Source organism: Vibrio sp. OPT24 (assembly GCF_015163545.1).
GTDB lineage: Bacteria > Pseudomonadota > Gammaproteobacteria > Enterobacterales > Vibrionaceae > Vibrio > Vibrio cyclitrophicus.
Genome location: NZ_JADDYI010000053.1, coordinates 26,258 through 50,162, shown reverse-complemented (window position 1 = coordinate 50,162; position 23,905 = coordinate 26,258). Strand labels below are relative to the sequence as shown.

Annotated in this window: 22 protein-coding genes; 15 read left to right on the top strand and 7 right to left on the bottom strand. The window is 44.7% G+C overall.

Annotated elements, in window-relative coordinates:
• The first annotated feature begins 29 nt into the window (after positions 1–29).
• From ccoN to IQO02_RS14020, 5 genes are all read left to right on the top strand, one after another.
• Positions 30–1,454 (top strand): cytochrome-c oxidase, cbb3-type subunit I, encoded by a 1,425-nt coding sequence (gene ccoN, locus IQO02_RS14040; protein ID WP_102282498.1) that lies wholly within the window; start codon positions 30–32, stop codon positions 1,452–1,454.
• Complete coding sequence (locus IQO02_RS14035) at positions 1,455–2,069, top strand: cbb3-type cytochrome c oxidase subunit II (RefSeq protein ID WP_016766784.1); 615 nt, start codon at positions 1,455–1,457, stop codon at positions 2,067–2,069.
• Entirely contained in the window at positions 2,066–4,222 is a 2,157-nt protein-coding gene (locus tag IQO02_RS14030) for a c-type cytochrome (protein ID WP_016785157.1), read from the top strand. The genes IQO02_RS14035 and IQO02_RS14030 overlap by 4 nt, the downstream gene beginning before the upstream one ends.
• Positions 4,223–4,483: 261 nt before the next feature.
• The gene (locus IQO02_RS14025) at positions 4,484–4,711 is read left to right on the top strand and encodes a PAS factor family protein (protein ID WP_004730426.1); all 228 of its coding nucleotides are present in this window, start codon (positions 4,484–4,486) and stop codon (positions 4,709–4,711) included.
• A 207-nt stretch (positions 4,712–4,918) separates the two neighbouring features.
• Positions 4,919–5,101, top strand: a complete 183-nt coding sequence (locus IQO02_RS14020) for a hypothetical protein (protein ID WP_004730424.1) — start codon at positions 4,919–4,921, stop codon at positions 5,099–5,101.
• Between the two features lie 168 nt (positions 5,102–5,269).
• On the opposite strand, the gene IQO02_RS14015 is transcribed toward IQO02_RS14020, so the two are convergent.
• The 7 genes from IQO02_RS14015 to IQO02_RS13985 all read right to left on the bottom strand — a co-directional run bounded on the left by IQO02_RS14015 (position 5,270) and on the right by IQO02_RS13985 (position 14,887).
• On the bottom strand, positions 5,270–6,562 hold the full coding sequence (locus IQO02_RS14015) for an alpha/beta fold hydrolase (protein ID WP_010429186.1): 1,293 nt from the start codon (positions 6,560–6,562) through the stop codon (positions 5,270–5,272).
• 385 nt (positions 6,563–6,947) lie between these two features.
• Positions 6,948–7,685, bottom strand: a complete 738-nt coding sequence (locus IQO02_RS14010; protein ID WP_102270168.1) for a DUF3726 domain-containing protein — start codon at positions 7,683–7,685, stop codon at positions 6,948–6,950.
• Positions 7,682–9,508, bottom strand: coding sequence for a hypothetical protein (locus IQO02_RS14005; protein ID WP_102277651.1), 1,827 nt, complete (start codon positions 9,506–9,508; stop codon positions 7,682–7,684). The genes IQO02_RS14010 and IQO02_RS14005 overlap by 4 nt, the downstream gene beginning before the upstream one ends.
• Before the next feature lie 278 nt (positions 9,509–9,786).
• The gene (locus IQO02_RS14000; RefSeq protein ID WP_016786459.1) at positions 9,787–11,394 is read right to left on the bottom strand and encodes a BCCT family transporter; all 1,608 of its coding nucleotides are present in this window, start codon (positions 11,392–11,394) and stop codon (positions 9,787–9,789) included.
• A gap of 228 nt (positions 11,395–11,622) precedes the next feature.
• On the bottom strand, positions 11,623–12,618 hold the full coding sequence (locus IQO02_RS13995) for a membrane dipeptidase (RefSeq protein WP_102277652.1): 996 nt from the start codon (positions 12,616–12,618) through the stop codon (positions 11,623–11,625).
• 210 nt (positions 12,619–12,828) lie between these two features.
• Positions 12,829–14,289 carry an aldehyde dehydrogenase family protein gene (locus IQO02_RS13990; protein WP_016788197.1) on the bottom strand — a complete coding sequence of 487 codons (1,461 nt, stop codon included), beginning with the start codon at positions 14,287–14,289 and terminating at the stop codon, positions 12,829–12,831.
• Positions 14,290–14,488: 199 nt separating this feature from the next.
• The gene (locus IQO02_RS13985; RefSeq protein WP_010429168.1) at positions 14,489–14,887 is read right to left on the bottom strand and encodes a RidA family protein; all 399 of its coding nucleotides are present in this window, start codon (positions 14,885–14,887) and stop codon (positions 14,489–14,491) included.
• A 157-nt stretch (positions 14,888–15,044) separates the two neighbouring features.
• On the opposite strand from IQO02_RS13985, the gene IQO02_RS13980 reads away from it, so the two are divergent.
• The 10 genes from IQO02_RS13980 (at position 15,045) to IQO02_RS13935 (ending at position 23,617) form a co-directional block, all read left to right on the top strand.
• Positions 15,045–15,926, top strand: coding sequence for a LysR family transcriptional regulator (locus IQO02_RS13980; protein ID WP_010429166.1), 882 nt, complete (start codon positions 15,045–15,047; stop codon positions 15,924–15,926).
• Between the two features lie 792 nt (positions 15,927–16,718).
• Positions 16,719–17,120, top strand: coding sequence for a hypothetical protein (locus IQO02_RS13975; protein ID WP_010429164.1), 402 nt, complete (start codon positions 16,719–16,721; stop codon positions 17,118–17,120).
• Position 17,121: 1 nt separating this feature from the next.
• Positions 17,122–17,892, top strand: coding sequence for a F0F1 ATP synthase subunit A (gene atpB / locus IQO02_RS13970; RefSeq protein WP_010429161.1), 771 nt, complete (start codon positions 17,122–17,124; stop codon positions 17,890–17,892).
• Positions 17,893–17,937: 45 nt separating this feature from the next.
• Positions 17,938–18,174 carry a F0F1 ATP synthase subunit C gene (atpE, locus tag IQO02_RS13965; RefSeq protein WP_004730405.1) on the top strand — a complete coding sequence of 79 codons (237 nt, stop codon included), beginning with the start codon at positions 17,938–17,940 and terminating at the stop codon, positions 18,172–18,174.
• 54 nt (positions 18,175–18,228) lie between these two features.
• The gene (locus IQO02_RS13960) at positions 18,229–18,699 is read left to right on the top strand and encodes a F0F1 ATP synthase subunit B (protein ID WP_004730401.1); all 471 of its coding nucleotides are present in this window, start codon (positions 18,229–18,231) and stop codon (positions 18,697–18,699) included.
• An 11-nt stretch (positions 18,700–18,710) separates the two neighbouring features.
• Complete coding sequence (locus IQO02_RS13955) at positions 18,711–19,262, top strand: F0F1 ATP synthase subunit delta (protein ID WP_010429143.1); 552 nt, start codon at positions 18,711–18,713, stop codon at positions 19,260–19,262.
• Positions 19,263–19,271: 9 nt separating this feature from the next.
• Positions 19,272–20,813: a F0F1 ATP synthase subunit alpha gene (gene atpA / locus IQO02_RS13950; RefSeq protein WP_010429141.1), complete on the top strand. Its 1,542-nt coding sequence runs from the start codon at positions 19,272–19,274 to the stop codon at positions 20,811–20,813.
• 47 nt (positions 20,814–20,860) lie between these two features.
• Positions 20,861–21,730, top strand: a complete 870-nt coding sequence (gene atpG, locus IQO02_RS13945; protein WP_102277653.1) for a F0F1 ATP synthase subunit gamma — start codon at positions 20,861–20,863, stop codon at positions 21,728–21,730.
• A gap of 42 nt (positions 21,731–21,772) precedes the next feature.
• Positions 21,773–23,158 carry a F0F1 ATP synthase subunit beta gene (gene atpD, locus IQO02_RS13940; protein ID WP_102277654.1) on the top strand — a complete coding sequence of 462 codons (1,386 nt, stop codon included), beginning with the start codon at positions 21,773–21,775 and terminating at the stop codon, positions 23,156–23,158.
• Positions 23,159–23,173: 15 nt separating this feature from the next.
• Positions 23,174–23,617 (top strand): F0F1 ATP synthase subunit epsilon, encoded by a 444-nt coding sequence (locus tag IQO02_RS13935; RefSeq protein WP_010429133.1) that lies wholly within the window; start codon positions 23,174–23,176, stop codon positions 23,615–23,617.
• Positions 23,618–23,905 lie beyond the last annotated feature (288 nt).

The window sequence follows — 23,905 nt, the reverse complement described above, 5'->3', positions numbered from 1 at the left end:
ATTTAAAATTTTAGGCAAGGAGCCTTGTTATGGAAAACGTGACAACGCAATACAGTATCAAGGTAGTGAAATGCTTTATTATCGCCTCCTTAGTCTGGGCTATTGTAGGCATGATCATCGGCGTAATTCTCGCCGCGCAACTGTATTGGCCAGTGTTAAATTTCGACTCTCAATATTTTCAATTTGGTCGTCTTCGCCCTCTTCATACCTCAGGTGTAATCTATGGGTTTGTAGTCAACATTCTAATGGGGACATCACTTTATATTGCCCAGCGAACTGGTCATTGCGATCTGTTCAATAAAAGCCTGTCATGGATGGTATTTTGGGGCTGGCAATTCATTTTGTTACTCGCTGTGATCTCCTTGCCTGCCGGCCACACCAGTTCAAAAGAATATGCGGAGCTTGAATGGCCAATCGACTTATTGATTGTGTTGGTTTGGGTGCTCTATGCGGTACTGTTCTTTGGCACCCTTGCTAAGCGTAAAGTGAGTCATATCTTCGTGGCTAACTGGTTCTTCGCCGCTTTCATTATTGTTGTCGCAATGATCTTCATCGTGAACAATCTCGCGATGCCAGTCTCGGCCATGAAGTCCTACTCTGTGTTTGCAGGAGCTCAAGATGCAATAGTTCAATGGTGGTGGGGACATAACGCCGTCGGTTTCTTGCTAACAGCCGGTGTGATTGGAATGAATTACTACTTCATCCCCAAGGCCGCAGAACGCCCTATCTACTCGTACCGTTTGTCTGTGATCCATTTCTGGGGCTTGGTCGGCTTTTATACGTGGGCCGGAACGCACCATCTAGTTTACTCGTCCGTTCCCATCTGGATTCAGAACATCGGCATCGTGATGTCATTGATCCTGTGGCTCCCTTCTTGGGCCGGTGCTTTCAATAGCGCAATGACCCTGCTGAAAAACAAAGAAAAGTTGAAGTCCGACTACATTCTATTATTCTTTTTCTCAGCAATTCTCTACTACTGTTTGGCGACGTTCGAAGGTCCTCTACTTGCCATTCGCTGGTTCAACATGGTGGCACACAACACCGAATGGATCATCGGTCACGTACATTCTGCTGCACTTGGATGGGTTGGAATGTCAGGGATTGCGGTTTTTTACTACTTCATCCCACGCTTATGGGGCCAAACCGGTCTTTGGTCACAACGACTGATTAAATGGCACTTCTGGCTCGCTCATGCAGGTGTCGCCATCTATGCCATAGCGCTTTGGGTCGCGGGTATCGGTGAGGGCTATATGTGGCTCGCTCAAAATGAAAATGGAGAGCTGATTTATAGCTTTGTTGAAGCTATGGACTTCAAAGCACCTTGGTTGTTCTTACGATTCTTTGGTGGTGCATTGTTTGTTCTGGGTTTATTCCTTATGGCATTTAATTTGTTTAAAACGGTTCGTATGCCAGTCGTGCATGACGCTAAACATGCCATTAATGAGGGGGCTTAAATGATGAGTAAAGACTTTACACATTCAATTATCATTTTAATTTTGACTACCGTTATTGTCGCCTCTTTCTCTTTACTGGTCTGGGTAGTGCCAAGCATTGTCCGTGGAGACGATATTGCGAAAGACAGCTTAGCGATGCCGCTGACACCTATCGAATTAGTAGGACGAGACATCTATATCAGTGAAGGCTGTCATGTATGTCACACTCAGATGGTTCGCCCTCTAGAACCAGAAGTGAAACGTAATGGTCGTCCGAATAAAGAAGCAGACGATATCTATGAGTTTCCTAACTTGTGGGGTTCCAAACGTACGGGTCCCGACTTAACCAACTTAGGCAGAAAGTATTCTGACCAATGGCATGTTATTCACCTAATCAACCCTCGACAAGTTGTACCGACATCTATCATGCCGTCTTACCCATGGTTGTTTGAGCAGACTCTCACTGGCGACGATATTAGCGCCAAAATGGAAGTGTTACGTACCTTAGGTGTGCCTTATACCGATCAAGAAATTGGTGACGCCCGATTGCAAGTAAGAGGCAAAACCAAAGGTGAAGCTTTGATTCGCTACTTACAAAGCCTTGGTAAAGATACGTCACAGGAGTTATCACAATGAGCACATTTTGGAATCTATGGGCGGTAATTTTAACCTTAATTTTTTTCGCTCTTATGGTGTCCGTTGTTGTTAAATATTGGCGTAGCAATCACAAAGCCGATCACGACCACACCCTTGGCACCTTTGATGGCATAGAAGAGAAAGATGCACCTCCACCCAAATTACTGTTTGTCAGTTATGCAGTGGCATTTCTATTGTCTGCGGGTTATTTGGTACTTTACCCTGGTCTTGGCGAATGGGAAGGGTTAGTCGATTGGAAACAAAGCGACGATAAGCTAAGCTCGCCGACCACCAGCCTGAATGAACAATTCTCTCAAACCAGTGAAACCACTTTAGAAGGATTATCTGCAGTACCAGAGATCGTTAACAGTGGTCAGATCTTGTTCCAAACTCATTGTGCAGCCTGCCATCGAGATAATGCTCAAGGGCAAAAGCATTTCCCTAACCTAATAGATCAAGAATGGTTATATGGCGGCAGCGACGAAGCCATTATTCATTCCATCGTCAAAGGTCGAAACGGTGCAATGCCAGGTTGGAGCGAAATAGTACGTCCTGATGAAGTGGCTAAGATGTCGTACTATCTAGCGTCTCTCAACCAACGTCATACTGATGTGCCCGAGATTAAAGTCGAACTCGGTAAAACCTTATTCACGAAATACTGCTCGTCTTGTCACGCCGATGGTTCAGTTGCAAACCCGTTAATAGGTGTACCGGATCTTTCTGACGATATCTGGCTACACGGCGGAAGCATTGAAGAAATTCAGCACACCATAAATCACGGTTTGAACAACGTAATGCCAGCGTTTGATAAGCAGCTTACCGAAAATGAAATACTCGCTCTTGGGGCTTATATTCGTCACGCTGGTGAGGTGGAACAACAAAGGCTCGCGAGTTTGAAAGCTTCATCTGTTGAGCGCGGCGAATACCTAGCGTACGCCGGTGACTGTGTGGCTTGTCATAGTGCGGAAGGTGGCGAACCTTTTGCTGGCGGCCTACCATTCGTTACCCCTTTTGGTACTGTGTACTCAACCAACATTACCCCACACACAACAGAAGGGATTGGAACATACAACTTTGAAGACTTTCGAGCCGCGTTAGTCGCTGGCAAGGGTAAGGAGGGCTATCTATACCCTGCTATGCCTTACACCTCATATCAATATCTGACCGACCAAGATATGGTGGATTTGTGGGAATACATGCAGTCAATCACCGCCGTACCACGACGTAATGATGACAACAGCATGATGTTTCCATCGAACATTCGCTTAGGTTTGCTTGGTTGGAACATTGTGTTCATGGATACCGATCCCGTTGATTATCAAGTACCTGAAGAGTTAAAAGACAAAGTAGACAACGTTGATAAATGGCAACAAGGGAAATATTGGGTCACTGGTCTTGGCCACTGCTCTGAGTGCCACACACCACGAAACATTGCTCAAGCTCTGATACCTGAACGTATTTTCCAAGGTAACTTGATTGACGGTTGGAATGCGCCAGATATCACAGCCAATGAGCTTTATATCGATGGTTGGGATGAAGCAACACTCACCGATTTCCTACACACAGGTCACTCTGACAAAGGCACCGCTTTTGCAGGGATGGCTGACGTAGTGAAAAACAGCCTGAGTTTGATGACGCGTGAAGATATCGAGTCGATGTCCTATTACCTACTCAGTGGTGACATCAACAACACCATCGCCAGTGGTGCAGTTCAGTTACAGCCTAAAGGGTTTGATGAAGCCGCGTATGGCAGTGAAATCTACACCACGTATCGTCAAACCTGCGGAGCGTGTCATGGTGACGATGGTAAAGGTCGCGCCCCTATCGCCCCTACTCTGTTGAATAACGGCATTATCATGCACAGCGACCCATTCAATACCATTGCCGTGACGGTGAGAGGTTTACAACCCACCTATCTCGACAAAGACCGAAACTTCATGCCAATGGCAAGTTTTGAAGATGTGTTGTCGGATCAACGTTTGGCTGAGTTAATTACCTTTGTACGCTCTAACCTTGGGGATAGAAACGATCCCGTCACGGCTGAGCACGTTCGAGAGGTAAGAGAAACACTAGAAGCAGCAGGTTATGCGGGCGGCTTGCATACCACCCCAGATATGTATGACCGTAGAGACAATACGATCAACATTAAATAGAAGCTGTGTACTTAGTCGATTAGCTCCAAAAGCAACGCGACAAATGTGATTTTTATCACTGTTTACCAAATCGAAAGGAGGCGAGCGAGCCTCCTTTCTTCTATGTGACCGTCACAACGAAACCGTTTAAAGACAACACAATCGCAACCATCTGGTTACACAATTGAGCAGAGCTGCACATAATGCGATCAATCTCGCAGAACAAAGATGATACCAAGTGCATAATATACAAAATTTTATAAAGATGTACTAAGGACAGATATGGACACAACTACACTCATTTACGATACGTTGGAAGGCCTGTCGAGCGCAAAGCCACAGCAACACGCTCAAATCCGCCAAAATCTATATAACCAATTAGATTTATCATTTGAGAAACAGTTGGCTTTGTATTCATCAGTTCTTGGTCCAGCGAGTGCTGGTAGATTGACAGACTTGGATAGTGCGGTGATGTCTGCACGCAAGATTGTTGGCTTAGAAAACAGCTAAGCAATCTCCAACATATCTCAACTTTAACGCTGCCATTGTGCAGCGTTTTTTTATGTTCATCGTTTGTTATATGTGTAAGTTAGTCTTATTTTCAAGCGGCACTTCACCTCATTTGGTTAATCTTATGTTTCATAATTAACAGGTGTGCAACCAAAACAAAGTCGCTAATGTTAGTAGCACGTTAACCACACACCGGATAGAAGAATCATGAGAGTACTTATTGAATATACACAAACAGGCAAATATCGTGATCATGCGTGGGAAGCATTAACGATACGTTCAAAAGGCGAAATTCAAGCTGTGACTCCTTCTTATGCAGCTCAACTTATCGAACAGAACCGCGCCAGCTTATCGACCACTGAAAATCAAGATATCGTCATCCAACCTTAATGGCTTCAAGGGCTACCCCTCCTAGTTCCTTAAATCGAATAGTTCGATGACATAAAAAAAACGCTGCACGGATGCAGCGTTTTCTTGTTTTTGACGTATATTGTCTCTAACGTAAGAGCTTCTAACATAGATAGCTTCTAACGTAGATAATCTACGCTAATAATTTGATTATTTTGGCAAATTTTCTAATGCTTCAACCATCATCATTAGCTTATCGACAATTCGTTCACCATCCACTCTCAAGCCATTGTGCTCATACTCGTTGGTAATCCACGCTTTCGAGTTTGGAATGTTGGCAAGCGTTTCACGGCTGTAATCCAGCTCCACGTACATGTCGTCAGCGTAAACTGCGCATGCCATTGGAACGGTATTCTTACTCAGCTGCTCTGCGTTGTACAAAGTGCCCCAGTCCGACTTCTCGGCCAACATGTTTGCCGCTTCACGTAATGGTTTCAGCGTTTCTAGTTGGTCGAACATCCATGGGTATACCATTTCTCCGGTAAACCAGAACTCACCACCTGATTGGTAGTTAAAGTGTGAGTACTGCTCGCGTACTCGGTGTGCAGACCAGTTAGACGCTGCACCTTGGCAGTAAATAGATTCATGCAAAATCGCGTAGATTGGATTCGTCAGGTAGCCCTGCTCTTGCTGCATTTGATTTAAGAAGCTGTAGCTCAGCTGCTTATTTCCGTTCACTTCAACAAACGCACTCTCCAGTGTGAAGTACATAGGAAGGTTTGCTTCGCCGCCACCTAGATTAATACCGATCAACTGGAACTGTTCAACGGTAAACACCTGACCGTTTGGCAGTCTCACGTCGTTGTTAAGCAAGTAATCAGAGATCTCACGACACATAGCTTGAGCTTGTGGGAACTGAGCAAAAAAGGCTCTGTTTTTGTCTTCTACACGCTTGTAAGTCGCACGATAAACATCGTCAGCTTCGCGTTCAATAGAAGGAATGCCGCCCGTCACATAACAACGCTGCAAGCTCTGTGGGAACAGCGACAAATAGCTCAGTGTACAGAAGCCACCAAAGCTTTGACCAATTGTCGACCATTGTTTAATACCAAACTGTTCACGAATCGCTTCAGCGTCACGAACGATATTGTCGGCTCTGAAATGCGTTAAGTACTCAACTTGTTGCTCTGGAGACAGATGGGCCAACGTTTCATGGCTGATAACCGTGCTGTTGCCTGTACCACGTTGGTCCAGAAGCAGAACACGATAGTTTTGTAATGCACGCTTTAGCCAACCTGATTGACCGCTCACTCGTGGAGATGGAAAGCCTGGACCGCCCTGAAAGTAGATAAGCCACGGCAGTTCTTGCGAATCTTTAGCGAGATCAACTAGCTCACGTGCGAAGACTTGGATCTGTTGTCCATCTTTAGCTTGATAGTCAAGTGGCAACTCAAAAGAGTGCTGACGATACAGGGTGGTTCCATCAATAAAGTTAGCTTGCACGCTTCATTCCTTTTTATCTGATTCTAAAGTCATCGGTACGAATAAAAACGGTGCCCTTTGGGGCCCTAGTTAGCAAGATACGCATAGTGGCTTGTAAATGAAACCGTTTGTTTAACATGAATGTGAAAGTGCTTCGTTTAATTGTTCAATTACCTCTCAACGGGTAACAACGTATGTCAAAACAGTCAATTTAGAATAGGTAGATCCAGCGAGAGATCAAAAGAATGAGGTAAAGCAGACCCAAAGCGTGAGGCAAATAAAAAGAGCTTAACGAGGTGAGGATTCGTTAAGCTCTTTGGTTTTATCTGTGTTGATAAACTAACTCGCTTATTTGCCGTTAATCTATCGAACCTGTTAGTTCTAATGAACCTAATAAATCTAGCGACTACGAAGCCGTCAGTTCACCTGCACCTTGAGTCGAGCGTTCGCTGCTCTGAACTAGGATTGCGGTAGCGGTCTCTTTCAGTGCCGCCCACTCCCCATCATCAACCTCAATGCCATCGTTCCACGCTTTCTCTTGAGTTTTAAAAAGCGCTTCTGATTCAATGTGTGTGTGGTAGCCATCTGACAAACGTTCAATATCGAAATCCTGGACGGAAAGTTCGATGGTCATATTGTGGATATGTTCGTACGATGTCAGTGGCAAATCTGATAAAAACAGTTCTGGAGCAACGCAACCACGATTAAGCACATACAAAGTGCTCTTAGGGCTAGAGCCGTTATCCCAACGTGCCATGCACGCGATACCTTTCGCAGCCAGTTTTACAAGCTCGCTGTACGCTAACCAACGGTTGTGGCAGTTATTTAGCTCAATTTTCAGCGTCTTCTTACCAACCATTTTTTCAATCGAATAGTCCATAATCACAGGAAGATGACAAGCCAAACTAGCCTTGTGCAGGTCGACTTCAACCGTATTATCACTGCGCAGTTGAATATCTACAGGGCGGTCGTCCTCTAGCCCGATGAAGTTGCTCGCACTGTTAAAATGACGAACACCATCCAAACCGACCATTTGTAAATCTGCCACCATGTTCGCTATCACATCAGCTTCACCACATGTACGACGCATACCTAAAAAGGCTTTATTGACGGCCGCTACCAGTTCATTGTGAGAAACGATCATAACGATTTACCTCCATGTTGGCCTTTCGCATTTGTACTGTGAGTTAGTGTGCTGTGAATTGAAACATTTTGAGAACCAGACAGTTCAGCTTTACTTGGTAATACAGGGAACACCCATTCGTCCTGATGAATCTCATCAAGCAGTGGCGCACCTTGGAAAAACGTCACTCGTACCCAGCGATCTGAGCGAGGATCAAATTTTGTTGCACCAAACATCGCAAGCTTACAGCGCAACAAGTGCATTGGGGGTGAATCTTGGTGAAGCACATTCATTTGAATGTCACCCATCGCTTTGTTACCCAGCGTCCACACACGGCGCGCAATTGCACGATGCTGCGGCTGTTTAACAAGGAATTCAGCCAATGAAAGCTCTGGCGCGAATTGCAATAAAGCATGGTACAAACGATAAGCTTGACGGCCAATATCCAACGGCAGTTCACGCTCCTCACCTAGCTCTTCGCCTCTAACACCGAGTCTTGGCTCTTCTTTGTCTTGAGAGCGATACCAGAACCAGTAGTTGTTTTCTGCTTTAGTAAAGTCGGTCGTGATCGCCCAACGGTACTTTTCTTCTAGTACAACAAGAAGGTCTTGAATCTTTTTGCCGCTAGGAAGCGACAGTGTTTCGCTGCAATTCATTTGCTCTTGATGGGCGTCCACTAATTCTGGGTACAATTCCATCAAACATGAGATAAGGATTTCTTGGGCTTCCATACTCATTTGCTTAGATTGCTCGACTAACTGCGACCATGTATCACACTGGCTGACAGACGTTTCTAGCGATTGCTCTGTTTCCTTCAAATCATCAACAGCGGCTTTGTTCAGCTCTTGCTGTGTTTCATTGATGGTAACAACTTGTTCTAAATGACAAATCGCTTTTTTAACTAATGTACGTAGTGGCTCGATCAACGCCGTATCAGTCTGACTCGCTAACACTTCAGCTAATGCATGCTCACGGGTCGTCATCCACTGATCGACAATACTTGGGTGGTTAATCAGGTATGGCGCCATGCCTAAACCTGTCGCATTACCAACGCCTAGGTAGCGTTGTAATCCACGATGTAAAGAAATCGCTTGTTCGCCACCTTGTTGCTCTGCTAGATAATGAACCCAATCTAGGCTGAACTCTCGCAGCATATACACCGCACACATTTGAGCGCTAAACGACTGATTGAAATCTTCATTTTTCTCTAAGATTTTAAAGTCAGCAATGCCAAATTTGCCATTACCGTAAACTGCAGTAGTTCGTAGGATGTAGCCCACTTCAGCCAGTTCTTTGGGTGTTGGTTGAACACCTTTAGCCAAGTGACTAACGATATGTTCAAACACACGCACACTTTTATTTGCACGCGCTAAAACAAGCACATTGTTAGGATTACGTCCCGCTTCTTGAAGCGGTACATTCGCACGAAGTCTTTCAAGTAGGGTGACATCAACATCACCAAGAACAAGCGCAAACGTTACGTCCCACTTTTCAGCAATTACACGGTCATTTCGTTCGTCGTCTGCAATTTCATCGCAAAAAACAACCAAATGATAGACATGGTTTGGCGTCAATAGCTTATAGATAACGTGACCAAAACCTCGAGCGTCTAATTGCCACTCATGTTTCGTCACTTTCCATTCTTGCTGCGCCATTTTACGAATCAGAGTTCTAACGAAGCTGATACGTGTTTGGTGCATTGCACCTAGCCTTTCCGGTGCCATGACGACAGTCGCATCACGTAGTGCTGATTCAGTGTAGGTAGAACGATGTGCATCCATTTTGCTCACCACCTTATAGTTATAGGATTTTGCTAGCCATTCAGAACCGATCGTTGCCATCATTTGAAGCATTCGTTGTTACAGTATGCTGGTTAGCTTTCACGTTATGTGGGGCAAGCGATCTCGCCCCTTATTATTTGTCCTGACTAGATCGATTGACCTAAATACTTTGCCGTCCGGTGTATTTTCACCAGTTCGGGTTTGCTGTTCTTCTCGGAATTTGCATCAGCCTTCTTTCAAAGGCTGATTTGTTCTTATTTAATCCGTTTCTTGTTTTACAGAGCTCTTGTCTTACAGAGCCATATCTTTATTGAACATTATCTTTTATAGACTTAGGCTTTTTATAAACCCTGTTCTTTTGCCATCTTGATTGCGATTTGAGGCGCATTCCAGAGCGATGGCAGTAAGATTATGGACACTGGTACCGCTGTGATTACGATGAACGATTGCAGCGCTGAAATACCGCCAGAACCTAGGGAAATCAGAATTAATGCTGTTACCCCCATCATCACCCCCCAGAAAGTACGAATAATTGCGTTAGGCTCAGTCTCTCCACTAACGACCACACTGATGGTGTAAGTCATCGAGTCACCGGTTGTTACGATGAAGATCGTGGTTAAGATCAAGAACAAAATCGAGATAAGCATTGGCATTGGTAGTTGCTGAGTTACAGCCAGTAGCGCACCGGGTAAGTTGAAGCCTTCGAATGCTTTACTTACGCTGCCTGGGTCTGCGATTTCGAACGCAAGGCCTGAGCCACCAACAATCGTGAACCAGAAACATGTTACAAACGGCGCAATAAGACTGATGGTTGATACCAACTGGCGAATACTACGACCACGTGAAATACGTGCGATGAAGATTGCCATCATTGGGCCGTAACCTAAGAACCAACCCCAGAAGAATACTGTCCACCAGCTTAACCAACCTTCGTCACCACGGTATGTTGCCATTGGGATGAAGTTATCTATCATGCTACCTACACCTTGGATGTAGCCATTGAAAATGAAGTTTGTTGGGCCGAAGATCAGGATATAGACCATCAATGCCATTGCTAAAATTACGTTGTAACGGCTTAGCATTTGCATCCCGCGGTTAAGACCACTTAATGCAGACAATGTGTAAAGAACGATAGCGAACAAGATGATGATCAACTGTGTCGTGAAGCCATCAGGAATACCAAACAGTTCATTCAGAGCATAGCTGACTTGCAAGCCTAAGAAACCGATCGGACCGATAGTACCCGCCGCTACAGCGACAATACAACATGCATCAATCAGCGCACCAGTGTGACCTTTCAGTGCTCTTTCACCCAAAACTGGGTAAAGCAAAATACGAGGTTTAAGAGGCAAGCCTTTGTCGTAGTGAAGGTGCATAACCACGATAGACGTTAAACTGCCAACGATAGCCCATGCAAGGAAACCCCAGTGCATGAATGATTGTGATAGAGCATTCACCGCGCCTTGTTGTGCGTTTTCTTGTGCGCCATATAATGGTGGGGGGCTAACGTAGTGAGCGATAGGTTCTGCTGCTGCCCAAAATACACCGCCGCCTGCAAGTAACGTACAGAAGATGATAGCCATCCAACGGAAACCATCCATCTCAGGTTTAGCAATGCCACCTAGGATAACCTTGCCTGTTCGCCCTGCCGCTAGGCCAAGACCAATAAGAAAAGTCAGAAGAAGAAGCATTTGCCAGTAAGGCCCGAATACTTTTACAGACCATGCAAAGCCCGTATTTACAAGGCTTGATAACAGCTCGCCGTCAAATAGAGCAAGTGCAACGAACAGAGCGATAAAACCGCCGCTGTACCAAAGTGCTGGGTTGGTTAATCCCAATTTGTCTGACGTAGATTCAGACTGTTTGGTGTTGCTTGTTTTGCTACTTGCTGTGTGTACTTGACCCGCATTTAAGCTTGAAGGTTTCACGCTATTGGTTAAATCAGACATACTCTGACTCCAGAGGTTTCTTTGCAGCTGTCATTTGAATGATGACTACAAGGGTGTATTTAACACCTGCCCTATTGTTTTTTGTGTTGGGCAGGCTAATCCATGTTTGGGTTACCGCGTTGCGAAATAGACCGTTGTTCCTTTTAAATAGTGGAATTGGTTAAAACAGCATTTCCAAATGAACGTTAATTAGAAGTCTGCTAATTCGATGATGGCTTGAGAGAGCGCTTAACCCTTGCTTTGAGGCTCTAGGCCATCTTTCAAGAAATTAAACCAGTTTTCTCCCAAGACTTGCCCAGCTTCAGACTCGCTGAAACCATGACGCATCAATCCGTTATAAATATTTTCCATACCCGCACTACCACAAAACCAAGGCAACGCATCTGGCCAACCTGAGTTGTTTGCAGAGCCTTCGCCGTAGTCCATTGCTTTAGACCAACGACCATTTCTCATCCATTCAAGAACAGCTTGAGGTTGGTTTAAACAAAGGTCACTACCAATTCCCAGGTGCTCTACGCCGACCATATCAGCTGTCGTCGCAACCATTTGGCAGAAGTTTTCCAAAGTACATTGACTGCCGTTTGGTAGGTGGAATGGGTATAAACTGAATCCGATTAAACCACCGCGTGCAGTTAAGGCTTTAATCACATCGTTTGATTTGTTTCGTAGTGCATCATGAGCAAACGTTGGGTTCGCGTGGCTGATACAAATAGGACGAGAAGATAGGTCAATCGCCTCAAGCGTTGAACGCTCGGCACTGTGAGACATATCGATGATCATGCCCACTCGGTTCATCTCTTCGATAGCTTGCTTACCAAATCGAGTAATACCCGTATCGTTCTTCTCGTAGCAACCCGTCGCTAATAAGCTCTGGTTGTTGTACGTCAATTGCATGATCAGAAGGCCTTGCTTACGCATCACTTCGATAAGACCAATCTCATCATCGATTGGAGAACAGTTTTGAGCACCAAGGAAAATGCCGACTTTGCCGGTCGCTTTTGCAGTCTCAACATCAGCCATTGAGTTAATCTGCATGATAATGTCTGCATTCTGCTCAAATCTTAGGTTCCACTCTGCAAAGCGAGATAAGGTTTCACGAGCTGTCTCGTGGTAAACCGCGGTAGCGTGAACTGCTGTAATGCCGCTCGCCTTTAGTGTTTGGAAATATTCTCTGTTCCAATTGCAGTATTGCAATCCATCTATAACAATCCGTTGCTGGTACATAACCACTCCTATTGAAAGCTCAGTGTTCTAGCTCGGTTTTGAAAACACACTCAAATAACATGTTTTCAAAAATGGGTTAAATCACTTGTCTAAGTTCGTTTGCTGCTTTGGTTTGAATGTTGGCCCGACTCTGTGAATCAGGCCAATTCGTTAGCTGGATAGCTAGGGACTTAATATCTTCAGCTATCCAATTCTTATATGGAAAGCTGGCTAGTAAGGACGCTGGTAAGCTGTCTTCACTACTGTGTAGAACTCTTTCGCATACTGACCTTGCTCACGAGGACCGAAGCTAGACTCTTTACGACCACCAAACGGTACGTGGTAATCTGTGCCCGCTGTTGGTAGGTTCACCATCACACAACCTGTTTGCGCTTGTTGCTTGAACATTGCGCTAGTACGTAGGCTTTGAGTAATGATGCCGCCCGTTAGACCAAAGCGAGTATCGTTGGTTGTCGCGATAGCTTCTTCTAGGTCGGCGACACGAATCACGCTTGCCATGGGTGCAAACACTTCTTCTTGGTTCACTTCCCAATCGTTCTTAGTATTCAAGAACAGCGTTGGAGACATGTAGAAACCTTCGTGTTTCATGCTTAGGCGCTCGCCACCAAATGCCAGCTCACCGCCGCTTTGACGTGCTTTCTCAACCCAACCTAGGTTTGCTTCAAGTTGGTTTCCGTCCACAACAGGGCCCATGAACACGCCCTCTTCCAGTGCGTGACCCACTTTCAGCTCACTCATACGCTTAATCAGTGCTTCAACGTACTGGTCGTGAATGCTATCCATAACCACTAGACGAGAAGATGCTGTACATTTTTGACCAGCACCCGAGAACGAACCTGCAATCGTTGCGTCAACCGCAGTTTGGATGTCTGCATCGTCAGCAATAACAAGTGCGTTCTTACTGCCCATTTCTAGTTGGCAACGAACGAAGTTTGGCGCTGTAGCAGCCGCAACCTTACGACCTGTATCAACAGAACCAGTAAAGCTCACACCGTTCACTTCTTTAGAGTTGATCAGTGCATCGCCTACTTTCGAACCACTACCTAGAACAAGGTTAAACGTGCCTGCTGGCATGCCTTGGCGGTGGATGATCTCAGTAAGCGCAACCGCACTTGCTGGTGTTAGGTTTGCTGGTTTCCAGATAACGCTGTTACCGAAAGCCAGTGCTGGAGCAATTTTCCAAGCAGCCGTTGCTGTCGGGAAGTTCCAAGGAGAGATGATGCCGATAACACCTACCGCTTCACGAGTCACTTCAACAGAAACACCAGGGCGCACAGATTCAGCGTTGTCGCCAATTTGACGAAGTACTTCTGCGGCGAAGTATTGGAAGAACTGACCAGCACGGTAAATTTCGCCACGACCTTCAGCAAAAGGTTTACCCTCTTCACGAGAAAGCAACGTACCCAGTTCATCACAACGCGCAATCAGCTCATTACCAATTGCTTGTAGTACAGCTTGTTTACGTTCAATTGGCGTTTTTTCCCACTCTGGTTGAGCGTGTTTTGCCGCTGAAATCGCTTGTTGCACTTGCTCTGCGCTTGCTTGTGCAAAGTTACCAATGTTTTCAGAAATATCTGATGGGTTAATGTTCGCGACGGTGCTTACACCCGCTTGCCATTCGCCGCCAATGTAAAGTGCGTTTTCTGCTTGAACATTCTGTAATTGAGTCATCATTCTGTCCTTGTAACGGTTAGGTTGCGGTTGAGTCTGGCAACCATCTGGTTAATTAATAAACTGTTAATATTCAGGTAATTAATTGCTAAAATAAGTCGTACATTTTGTATCTAGAGTGAACCCGTTCGCTTGTATCAATAAAACACTTCAATTCAAAAGAGTTTTGACCTGCAAATAGCCTTAGTTCACAGTCCGATTATTCAGGTTGAGACGCCGATGCATAAACAACGAATTCAACCAACATTTCTTCTCTTGCTAACCCTGCTACGACAACCGCAGCACGGTTTGGATAAGGTGCATTGAAGTATTCTCCGTATACGCTATTTACCGTTTTTAGATATTCACGGTCTGTCACGTAAATCAGAACTTGCAGCACTGAATCCATAGATTCGCCTGCACACTCCAACGTATGAACAAGGTTGTTAAAAGTCTGACGCGTTTGCGCTTCGATACCGCCGTCTACTACTGCGCCAGTTTCATCAATTGGAATCTGCGCTGTGTATAGAGTGCCGTTATTAACGATTGCCCACTCTAGTGGTGCTTTTGAAGCGAAAAGCTCGGTTTTTACTGGGTGTTTTTTAGTTTGTGCGTTCACGATTCCATCCAACTTTGTAACAACTATGTTTCAAGATGGTTAAATATTGCACCTTGACGACTGATAAATCTAACGGTAAATTTTGTGCATTTGATAAATAAAATCTATCACCTTGCGAAAAGTAAGGTATAGCAAGGGCTAGAGAAGGATCAGTGCCATGAGTATTAAGCTACAACAGTTAAAACATTTTGTTTTAGTGGTCGAAGAAGGCGGATTTCGAGCGGCATCTCACCGAGCAAATCGCTCGCAAGCGGCACTTTCTACATCGATAAAAGAGCTAGAAAAAATACTCGGTCAGCCACTGTTTGAAACAGGCAACAAATCAACCCTGACACCTTTCGGCGAAATATGCCTGCCAAAAATCATTCAATTCCTTAATGTTTACAAAGCATTAGACAACGACTTACGCGCAGCCGCGGCAGGACAACAAGGAAGAGTTAGAATAGCAAGCGTGCCATCAGTAGCGGCGAAATTAATCCCTAGCGTTTTAGGGGCCTTTTGTGAGCAGTACCCTAATGTAGAAGTCAGCTTGATTGATGATAATGCGGCAGGTGTGGAAGCGAGATTATTGTCTGGAGAAGTGGACGTTGCCTTAGGAAATAGCTCCCATTTAGAAGAAGAGAGCATCGATTTCACGCCTTTACTTTCCGATCCTATCGGTGTGGTGTGCCTCAAAGACAACCCTATTGCCTCTCAACAGGAAGGAATCGAATGGCAAACGTTGTTAAAACAGCCCTTCATTCGTAACGGAACTTGTACCCTGCTCGACCCAACACCTGCGCGAATGCTCAGCGAACAAGCCCTGTATTCAGTAGAGAACATCACTTCCCTGTTTTCGGTGTTAGAGCTCGGAATAGGCGTGACCACGCTGCCTAGACTGGCTTTCCCGACCAATGAAACCCGCTTGGTGTGGATTCCATTGATTGACCCGCCTTTACAGCGTCAAATCGGTATTTTCAGATTGTCTGATCGTACGATCTCGCCACAAGCGCAAGCTTTTCATGACTTATGTATTCAATATCTAAGTTATGAGGACTAATAGAGGGACATGATTGAATTTGTTTGCTTAAAAAGCGGTTGATAGAGCAACACATCAAGAAATTCCAGTTCGAATCTCCAGACTTTTGACCTTTCTATCTTGAGCTTAGTGCCCTAACCTTCAGATTTTTGCCCTATCTTCAGCTCCTTACATCCATGTGAGGAGCTGAATTTCTTCCATAATATTCATCTTAAACGCCGATTTATCCGTTTCGAATAGTTTGAAAGACGTTAAGAATGAAGTCGTGACAAACTATTTTGAAAAATAATCACTTCTAGATAGAGAACGCCGTATAGATAAATCACTCAATGCACGAAGGCTTTCATCGCTGACTAAAACTGGCTTTATCCACTTGTAAAATGGCACTCAATAATCAACTTATAAATGACGCTAAGTGTTTGAATAATAATAATAGATAAGCTCGTAATCGGCCAAAATAACTCTCTAAATTCTACTAAAATCCCCCTCTTACCATTGAAAATAAAGCATCTGAAATTTTCATGAATATACTAATAGAACTATTACTTTCATAAATGAAAAATACATCTTTCAAAAATGGAATTATTGATGTCGATATTTGTCGTTTTGATCACATAATTTTAGGCGTAATTTATATTTTGTCGAAACGATAGCGAATTAGTTTATATCCGTTTAATTTCTTCAAGCGATATAAAACCAGAAAGGGTTTTTCTTTAAAGCAAGTCAAGTGTTATCAACAACTGAAATGTCGTAACAAGTTAAATTTAAACTGTGTTTTATATTTACTTACACTGTTTAACATAAGGTTTTATTATGAGGCTTAATGGGATAAGTAGCGACATCCTTGTTGCCGCTAAAAGAGTTGTTCTCTGCCAAATAGTATTAGCCATCGGTGTGGTTTTATATGAAGTGTTTTTTGGTAATAAAGTAGATATGGAATCATCAGCTTTAGGGATCGTCATCGCGATGCTACCCCCGCTGTTTGGATTTATATATGCAAGCCTAAAGGTGCGTAAGAACCCTAATTATAGTTTACGTGACTTAATGCAAATGAGTCGTGTCGTAAAAATAACATATACGTTTTTAATGTTTATCTTGGCGTTCCAATTCTTCAAATTGGATAACCCTGTAATATTATATGCGTACATTTTAACTATGGTTGGATATTTCTTAACACCATTTATTACCGCCTCTAATAGATCGGAGTACGTGTAGTATGGATCAAGTCACTACCGCTCATGAGTATATAGAGCATCACTTAACCTTCTTAACTACAGGGGATGGTTTCTGGGCATTCAACATTGACTCAATGTTGGTATCTTGGATCACAGGTTTACTGTTTATAGGCGCGTTTAGATATGTCGTCACGCGAGGCACTAGCGGTGTACCTGGTCGTTTTCAATGTTTTATCGAGCTTATCTTTGATTTTGTTAACAATCTCGTCAAAGAAATTTTTCAAGCGGAGGATAAATTAATAGGGCCACTGGCATTAACCACGTTTGTTTGGGTGTTGTTAATGAATGCAGTCGACCTATTACCTATAGATTTAATACCGGGGTTAACTCGTGTAATGGGTTTAGAACACTTTAGAGACCTACCGACAGCGGATGTAAATATCCCAATGTCGATGGCACTCGGTGTGTTTATTCTACTGTTAACTTATACGTTAAAAAATAAAGGTTTGAAAGGCTTTATCAAAGAGCTCACTACTCAGCCATTTGATAACCCTCTTTTATATCCTGTTAACTTCGTTCTTGAATTAATAACATTAATTTCAAAGCCAATATCACTAGGCTTACGATTATTCGGAAATATGTATGCAGGCGAGATGATATTCATCCTTATCGCACTAATGCCTTGGTGGATGCAATGGGCACTAAGTGTTCCATGGGCCTTATTCCACATATTAATCGTATTCTTGCAAGCATTTATATTTATGGTACTGACCGTTGTTTATTTAGCAATGGCAACAGAAGAACACCATTAATTAATAACTAAAAATTAACTAACAAATTATTTATCGGAGATACAAATGGATATCGTAAGCGCAGTTTTATATGTAGCAGGTGCATTACTGATCGGTTTAGGTGCAGCGGGTGCAGCATCTGGTATTGGTAACTTAGCAGGTAAATACCTTGAAGGTGTTGCTCGTCAACCAGACCTTACTCCAATGCTTCGTACTCAATTCTTCATCATGATGGGCCTTGTTGATGCTGTACCGATGATCGGTGTTGGTATCGGTCTATACATCATCTTTGCCGTTGCTTAATTAAAAGCTTTGAAAAGATCGATTTGTAAATAATCAAGATTTAGTGAGGAAGGTATGAATTTAAATGCCAGCATGTTTGGTCAAGCAATCTCATTCGTGATTTTTGTTTGGCTATGCATGAAATATGTATGGCCCCCTCTCACCGCGATGTTAGACGAGCGCCAAAAAGAAATCGCTGATGGTTTACGCCACTCAGAGAATGCAGCGAAAGAGCTAGAACTAGCAAAATCAAATGGCGCACAACTCGTCGCAGATGCGAAAAAGAATGTGACCGAACTGATTGAGCAAGGCAAGAAACGCCGCAACGAAATCATCACTTTAGCTCACCAAGAAGGTGAGCAAGAAAAGGCACGCATCTTAGAACAAGGTAGAGCTGAGCTAGAAGGCGAACGTCAAAAGTTACGCCGTGAACTTCAGGCGGATATGGCAGATGCGGTTATTCAAAGTGCACAGAAATTGATTAGCAAGAACCTAGATTCTGAAACGAACCGAGCGTTAGTTGATCAAATGATAAGCGAACTCTAAACGGAGGCAATATGTCAGATTACACCAATATTGCTCATCCCTACGCTAAAGCATCGTTCGACTTTGCTTTAGGTGAAAACAAGTTACAAGAGTGGCACTCAATGCTGTCCATTCTTGTGACGGTAGCGGAAGAAGAAACGATCGCTAAGCAGATTTCATCAGCAGAAGGTGTTCACACAGAGCAATCTGAAGAATTGGTCAATCTTATCATTCACGTATGCCAAGGACTCGTTGATGACCACGTCATTAATCTCATTAAAGTCTTGGCTGAGAATGGCCGTCTTGCAGTGATCAGAGACTTGTTTAACTTGTTCAGCGACCTAAAGGACGAACATGAACGTGTAATCCCTGTCACTGTCACCAGTTCAGAATTGCTTACACAAGATCAAGTGACATCACTCACTGCTGCACTTGAGAAGAAATTAGAGCGTCAGGTTGAAATGGAACAGGTTATTGATGACTCGCTGGTTGGCGGGATCGTCATCAAGGCGGGTGAAACCGTCATCGATGGTTCTTTGAACACATCAATTAACCGATTAGCTCATCAACTTCACGCGAGATAGGTAACAATAATGCAATTAAATTCAAATGAAATCAGCGACCTGATTAAAGATCGCATCTCGAAATTTAATGTGAGCACCGAAGCTCGCAACGAAGGCACTATCGTCTCGGTTCGTGACGGCATCATTACCATTAACGGCCTTGCGGATGTCATGCAGGGTGAGATGATCGAGCTTCCTGGTGGCAAATACGCTCTTGCTCTTAACCTTGACACGCATTCAGTCGGTGCCGTGGTTATGGGTCCCTACACTGGCCTATCTGAAGGTATGAAAGTGAAAGGGACAGGTCGTATCTTGGAAGTACCCGTAGGTAATGGGCTTCTTGGCCGTGTCGTGAACACATTAGGTGAGCCAATCGATGGCAAAGGCCCAGTGAGTTGTGACCGACTCGACCCTGTAGAAGTAATTGCGCCCGGCGTAATCGAGCGTAAGTCCGTCGATCAGCCAATTCAAACCGGCTACAAAGCAGTAGACACCATGGTGCCTATCGGTCGTGGTCAACGTGAACTTATCATCGGTGACCGTCAGACTGGTAAAACAGCGCTCGCTATCGATGCGATCATCAACCAGAAAGACTCTGGCATTAAATGTGTTTATGTTGCGATTGGCCAAAAAGCGTCAACCATCGCTAACGTGGTTCGTAAACTCGAAGACCACGATGCACTTAAAAACACCATTGTTGTTGTGGCATCAGCTTCAGAGTCTGCCGCGCTTCAATACCTAGCACCTTATGCGGGTTGTACCATGGGCGAATACTTCCGTGACCGCGGTGAAGATGCACTGATCATCTATGATGACCTATCAAAACAAGCCGTCGCTTACCGTCAAATCTCATTGCTACTTAAACGCCCACCGGGTCGTGAAGCCTTCCCTGGCGATGTATTCTACCTCCACTCACGCCTACTAGAACGCGCAGCAAGAGTGAATGCAGAGTATGTAGAGAAGTTCACAAATGGTGAAGTGAAAGGCAAAACAGGTTCATTAACCGCGCTTCCTATCATTGAAACTCAAGCGGGTGACGTATCTGCGTTTGTACCAACCAACGTAATCTCAATCACCGACGGTCAGGTTTTCCTACAAACCCAACTATTCAACTCAGGTCTACGTCCTGCTGTTGACCCAGGTATCTCGGTATCTCGTGTGGGTGGTGCAGCACAGTGCAAGATCATCAAGAAACTGTCTGGTGGTATTCGTACATCGTTAGCTCAATACCGTGAGTTAGCCGCATTTGCTCAGTTCTCTTCTGACCTAGACGACATGACGCGCAAGCAACTTGATCATGGTGAGCGTGTAACCGAACTGATGAAGCAAAAACAATACTCTCCAATGTCTGTCGCTGAGCAAGCAACGGTTATCTACGCTGCAGAAAAAGGCTATTTGGCTGACGTAGAGTTGCACAAAGTTGCGCGTTTTGAAGAAGAGTTAATTGCTTACGCAAAAGGTCAAAACCCAGAGTTGTTCGACACCATCAACGCCAACGGTGACTACAACGACGAGATCGACAGTGCACTTGCAAAACTTCTCGGTGACTTTGTAGCGTTGAAAGCTTGGTAAACGCTCCGGTTTGTTGGCTGGAAATCAAAACAAATTAGGAGCAGATAATGGCAAATACTAAAGAAATTCGCACCAAGATAGGCAGTGTTAGTAACACTCAGAAAATCACCAGTGCAATGGAGATGGTTGCGGCAAGTAAGATGCGTAAAGTTCAAGACAATATGACGCTAACACGTCCATATGCCGAGAACATGCGCAAAGTTATCTCTCATGTCGCATCAGGGTCGCTGGAATACCAGCACCCCTATCTTCAACAGCGTGAACCAAAACGCGTTGCTTACATCATTATTTCGTCTGACAGAGGCTTATGTGGTGGCTTGAACTCAAACCTGTTCAAGAAAGTTTTGGAAGAGATGGAGCAATGGCAGGCAAAGGGTGTTGAGGTAGAAACCACCCTAATCGGTTCGAAAGCTATCTCGTTTTTCCAACGCAGCGGCAATGTTATCGCGCAAACGTCAGGCCTTGGTGACGCGCCTAAATTGGAAGACATCTTAGGTACGGTTAACGCGATGCTAGGGCATTACGACGACGAAAAAATCGACAGTTTGTATCTCGTTTATAACCAGTTCATCAACACCATGGTTCAAGAGCCAACGACTTTGCAGTTGCTACCCCACCCCTCAGATTCTGAGGCCGATGGCGGTACGAAAAAAACGCGTCGTTGGGACTATATCTATGAGCAAGCACCAAGAGACATCCTCTCCGAGCTGTTACATCGATACATTGAATCACAAGTTTATCAAGGCATCGTAGAGAGCATTGCCTGTGAACAAGCAGCCCGAATGGTAGCCATGAAAGCGGCGACCGATAACGCAGGCCAACTCATCGATGATTTGCAGTTGGTATACAACAAAGCGCGACAGGCTGCCATTACCCAAGAACTGAGTGAAATAGTCTCAGGTGCTCAAGCTGTCTAAGGGCAGAAAGAGTGGGTCAGAATAGAATTTGAGGATTTAGAGATGAGTGTTGGAAAAATAGTTAAAGTTATCGGCGCGGTGGTAGACGTCGAGTTCAGCGGCGGCAACAGCCCACGCGTTTATGATGCATTGAAAGTGACGAGCGAAGAAGCAAGATCGCTCGTATTAGAAGTTCAACAACAGCTGGGTGGCAGTATCGTTCGTTGTATTGCAATGGGTACGTCAGATGGCTTGCGCCGCGGCCTCACTGTTGAAAACACAGGCTCTCCGATCACGGTTCCTGTGGGCGAAGAAACCTTAGGCCGTATCATGAACGTGCTTGGTCAGCCTATTGATGAATGTGGTGAAATCGGCCAGAAAGAAAGCTACGAAATTCACCGTGAAGCGCCCTCTTATGAAGAGCAAGCTAACAGCACTGAGCTTCTAGAAACAGGCGTTAAGGTTATCGACCTTATTTGTCCGTTCGCGAAGGGCGGTAAAATTGGTCTGTTCGGTGGCGCTGGCGTAGGTAAAACCGTCAACATGATGGAGCTTATCAACAACATCGCTAAAGCCCACTCAGGTCTCTCTGTATTTACCGGTGTTGGTGAACGTACTCGTGAAGGTAACGACTTCTACTACGAGATGAAAGAAGCTGGCGTATTAGACAAAGTTGCCATGGTTTACGGCCAGATGAACGAGCCACCGGGAAACCGTCTACGTGTTGCACTGACAGGCCTGACTATGGCTGAGCGCTTCCGTGATGAAGGTCGTGACGTACTCTTGTTCATTGATAACATCTACCGTTACACGCTTGCGGGCACAGAAGTATCAGCACTGCTAGGTCGTATGCCATCAGCAGTAGGTTACCAACCAACGCTGGCTGAAGAGATGGGTGTGCTTCAAGAACGTATCACATCAACCAGACAAGGTTCGATCACGTCTATTCAAGCGGTATACGTACCTGCGGATGACTTGACCGATCCATCGCCAGCAACAACCTTTGCTCACTTGGATGCGACCGTTGTACTGTCTCGTAACATCGCTGCATTGGGTCTATACCCTGCGATTGACCCGTTGGATTCGACCTCTCGTCAACTGGATCCTCTCGTGGTTGGTCAAGAGCACTACGACATTGCACAAACGGTTCAAACCACGCTGCAACGTTATAAAGAGCTTAAAGACATTATCGCGATTCTTGGTATGGATGAACTTTCAACGGAAGATAAGCAGATCGTATCTCGCGCTCGTAAGATTGAACGTTTCTTAACTCAGCCTTACCACGTAGCAGAAGTATTTACTGGTCAGAAAGGTGTCTTTGTACCGCTAAGTGAAACACTGAGAGGCTTTAAAGGCCTGCTAGGCGGCGAATACGACGATATTCCAGAACAAGCATTCTTGTACTGTGGTTCTATCGACGAAGTGCTTAACAAAGCAAAATCACTCTAAAAAGGTAGGTGCATCATGGCTATTGGAGTTACAGGCAATACATTTCAACTTAATATCGTAAGTGCGGAAGGTACACTGTTTTCAGGGCCGGCACATGCCCTAGCTATTTCTGGAGCAGACGGTGAACTGGGGATTCGCCCAGGCCACTCCCCTCTTCTGAGTAAGATAAAACCGGGCGTGTCTGTGTTCGTTACCGACCTTAAAGCCGAGGAGCAAGTGCTGTACATCTCTGGTGGTATGGTCGAAGTGCAACCAGATGTGGTAACCGTGTTAGCCGATACGGCCTTGCATGGTAAAGACATTGACCGTGCTCGCGCGGAAGAAGCGAAATACGCAGCTCTAGAAAATATCAATAAAGGCAATGTCGACATCAACTTTGCACAAGCTCAACTGGAGCTGGCGAAAGCTGTCGCTCAGCTTCGTGCATCAGAATTGACATCTTCTCGCACTCGTCACTGAGAAGAAGCGTTATTTGCCGTTAGCTGTGCTAGCAAACAAATACAAAAAAGGCTCACTAAATAGTGAGCCTTTTACTATCTGCTTAACGCAAAACCGAAGTTTAACGTTGCTCGAATTTCAAAAGAATAGTTTTAGATCTGTAGTTTAGAGCTATAGTTTAGAGCTATAGTTTAGAGCTATAGTTTAGAAGAATTCAATCGAGTTACGGCCGCTTTTGTCGTCACGTTGTGGCTTAGGCGTATCCGCTTTCTTTTTCGCTTTGTTATCTTTCTTCTTTTCTTTTTTCTC

Coding starts and splice junctions, on each gene's coding strand:
- IQO02_RS14025 (WP_004730426.1), top strand. CDS start 4,484: ATGGACACAACTACACTCATTTACGATACGTTGGAAGGCCTGTCGAGC.
- IQO02_RS13975 (WP_010429164.1), top strand. CDS start 16,719: ATGAGGCTTAATGGGATAAGTAGCGACATCCTTGTTGCCGCTAAAAGA.
- atpB (WP_010429161.1), top strand. CDS start 17,122: ATGGATCAAGTCACTACCGCTCATGAGTATATAGAGCATCACTTAACC.
- IQO02_RS14000 (WP_016786459.1), bottom strand. CDS start 11,394: ATGTCTGATTTAACCAATAGCGTGAAACCTTCAAGCTTAAATGCGGGT.
- atpA (WP_010429141.1), top strand. CDS start 19,272: ATGCAATTAAATTCAAATGAAATCAGCGACCTGATTAAAGATCGCATC.
- IQO02_RS13960 (WP_004730401.1), top strand. CDS start 18,229: ATGAATTTAAATGCCAGCATGTTTGGTCAAGCAATCTCATTCGTGATT.
- IQO02_RS14010 (WP_102270168.1), bottom strand. CDS start 7,685: ATGATCGTTTCTCACAATGAACTGGTAGCGGCCGTCAATAAAGCCTTT.
- atpE (WP_004730405.1), top strand. CDS start 17,938: ATGGATATCGTAAGCGCAGTTTTATATGTAGCAGGTGCATTACTGATC.
- IQO02_RS13995 (WP_102277652.1), bottom strand. CDS start 12,618: ATGTACCAGCAACGGATTGTTATAGATGGATTGCAATACTGCAATTGG.
- IQO02_RS13935 (WP_010429133.1), top strand. CDS start 23,174: ATGGCTATTGGAGTTACAGGCAATACATTTCAACTTAATATCGTAAGT.
- IQO02_RS14020 (WP_004730424.1), top strand. CDS start 4,919: ATGAGAGTACTTATTGAATATACACAAACAGGCAAATATCGTGATCAT.
- IQO02_RS13990 (WP_016788197.1), bottom strand. CDS start 14,289: ATGACTCAATTACAGAATGTTCAAGCAGAAAACGCACTTTACATTGGC.
- atpG (WP_102277653.1), top strand. CDS start 20,861: ATGGCAAATACTAAAGAAATTCGCACCAAGATAGGCAGTGTTAGTAAC.
- IQO02_RS14035 (WP_016766784.1), top strand. CDS start 1,455: ATGATGAGTAAAGACTTTACACATTCAATTATCATTTTAATTTTGACT.
- IQO02_RS13980 (WP_010429166.1), top strand. CDS start 15,045: ATGAGTATTAAGCTACAACAGTTAAAACATTTTGTTTTAGTGGTCGAA.
- IQO02_RS14030 (WP_016785157.1), top strand. CDS start 2,066: ATGAGCACATTTTGGAATCTATGGGCGGTAATTTTAACCTTAATTTTT.
- ccoN (WP_102282498.1), top strand. CDS start 30: ATGGAAAACGTGACAACGCAATACAGTATCAAGGTAGTGAAATGCTTT.
- IQO02_RS14005 (WP_102277651.1), bottom strand. CDS start 9,508: ATGATGGCAACGATCGGTTCTGAATGGCTAGCAAAATCCTATAACTAT.
- atpD (WP_102277654.1), top strand. CDS start 21,773: ATGAGTGTTGGAAAAATAGTTAAAGTTATCGGCGCGGTGGTAGACGTC.
- IQO02_RS13955 (WP_010429143.1), top strand. CDS start 18,711: ATGTCAGATTACACCAATATTGCTCATCCCTACGCTAAAGCATCGTTC.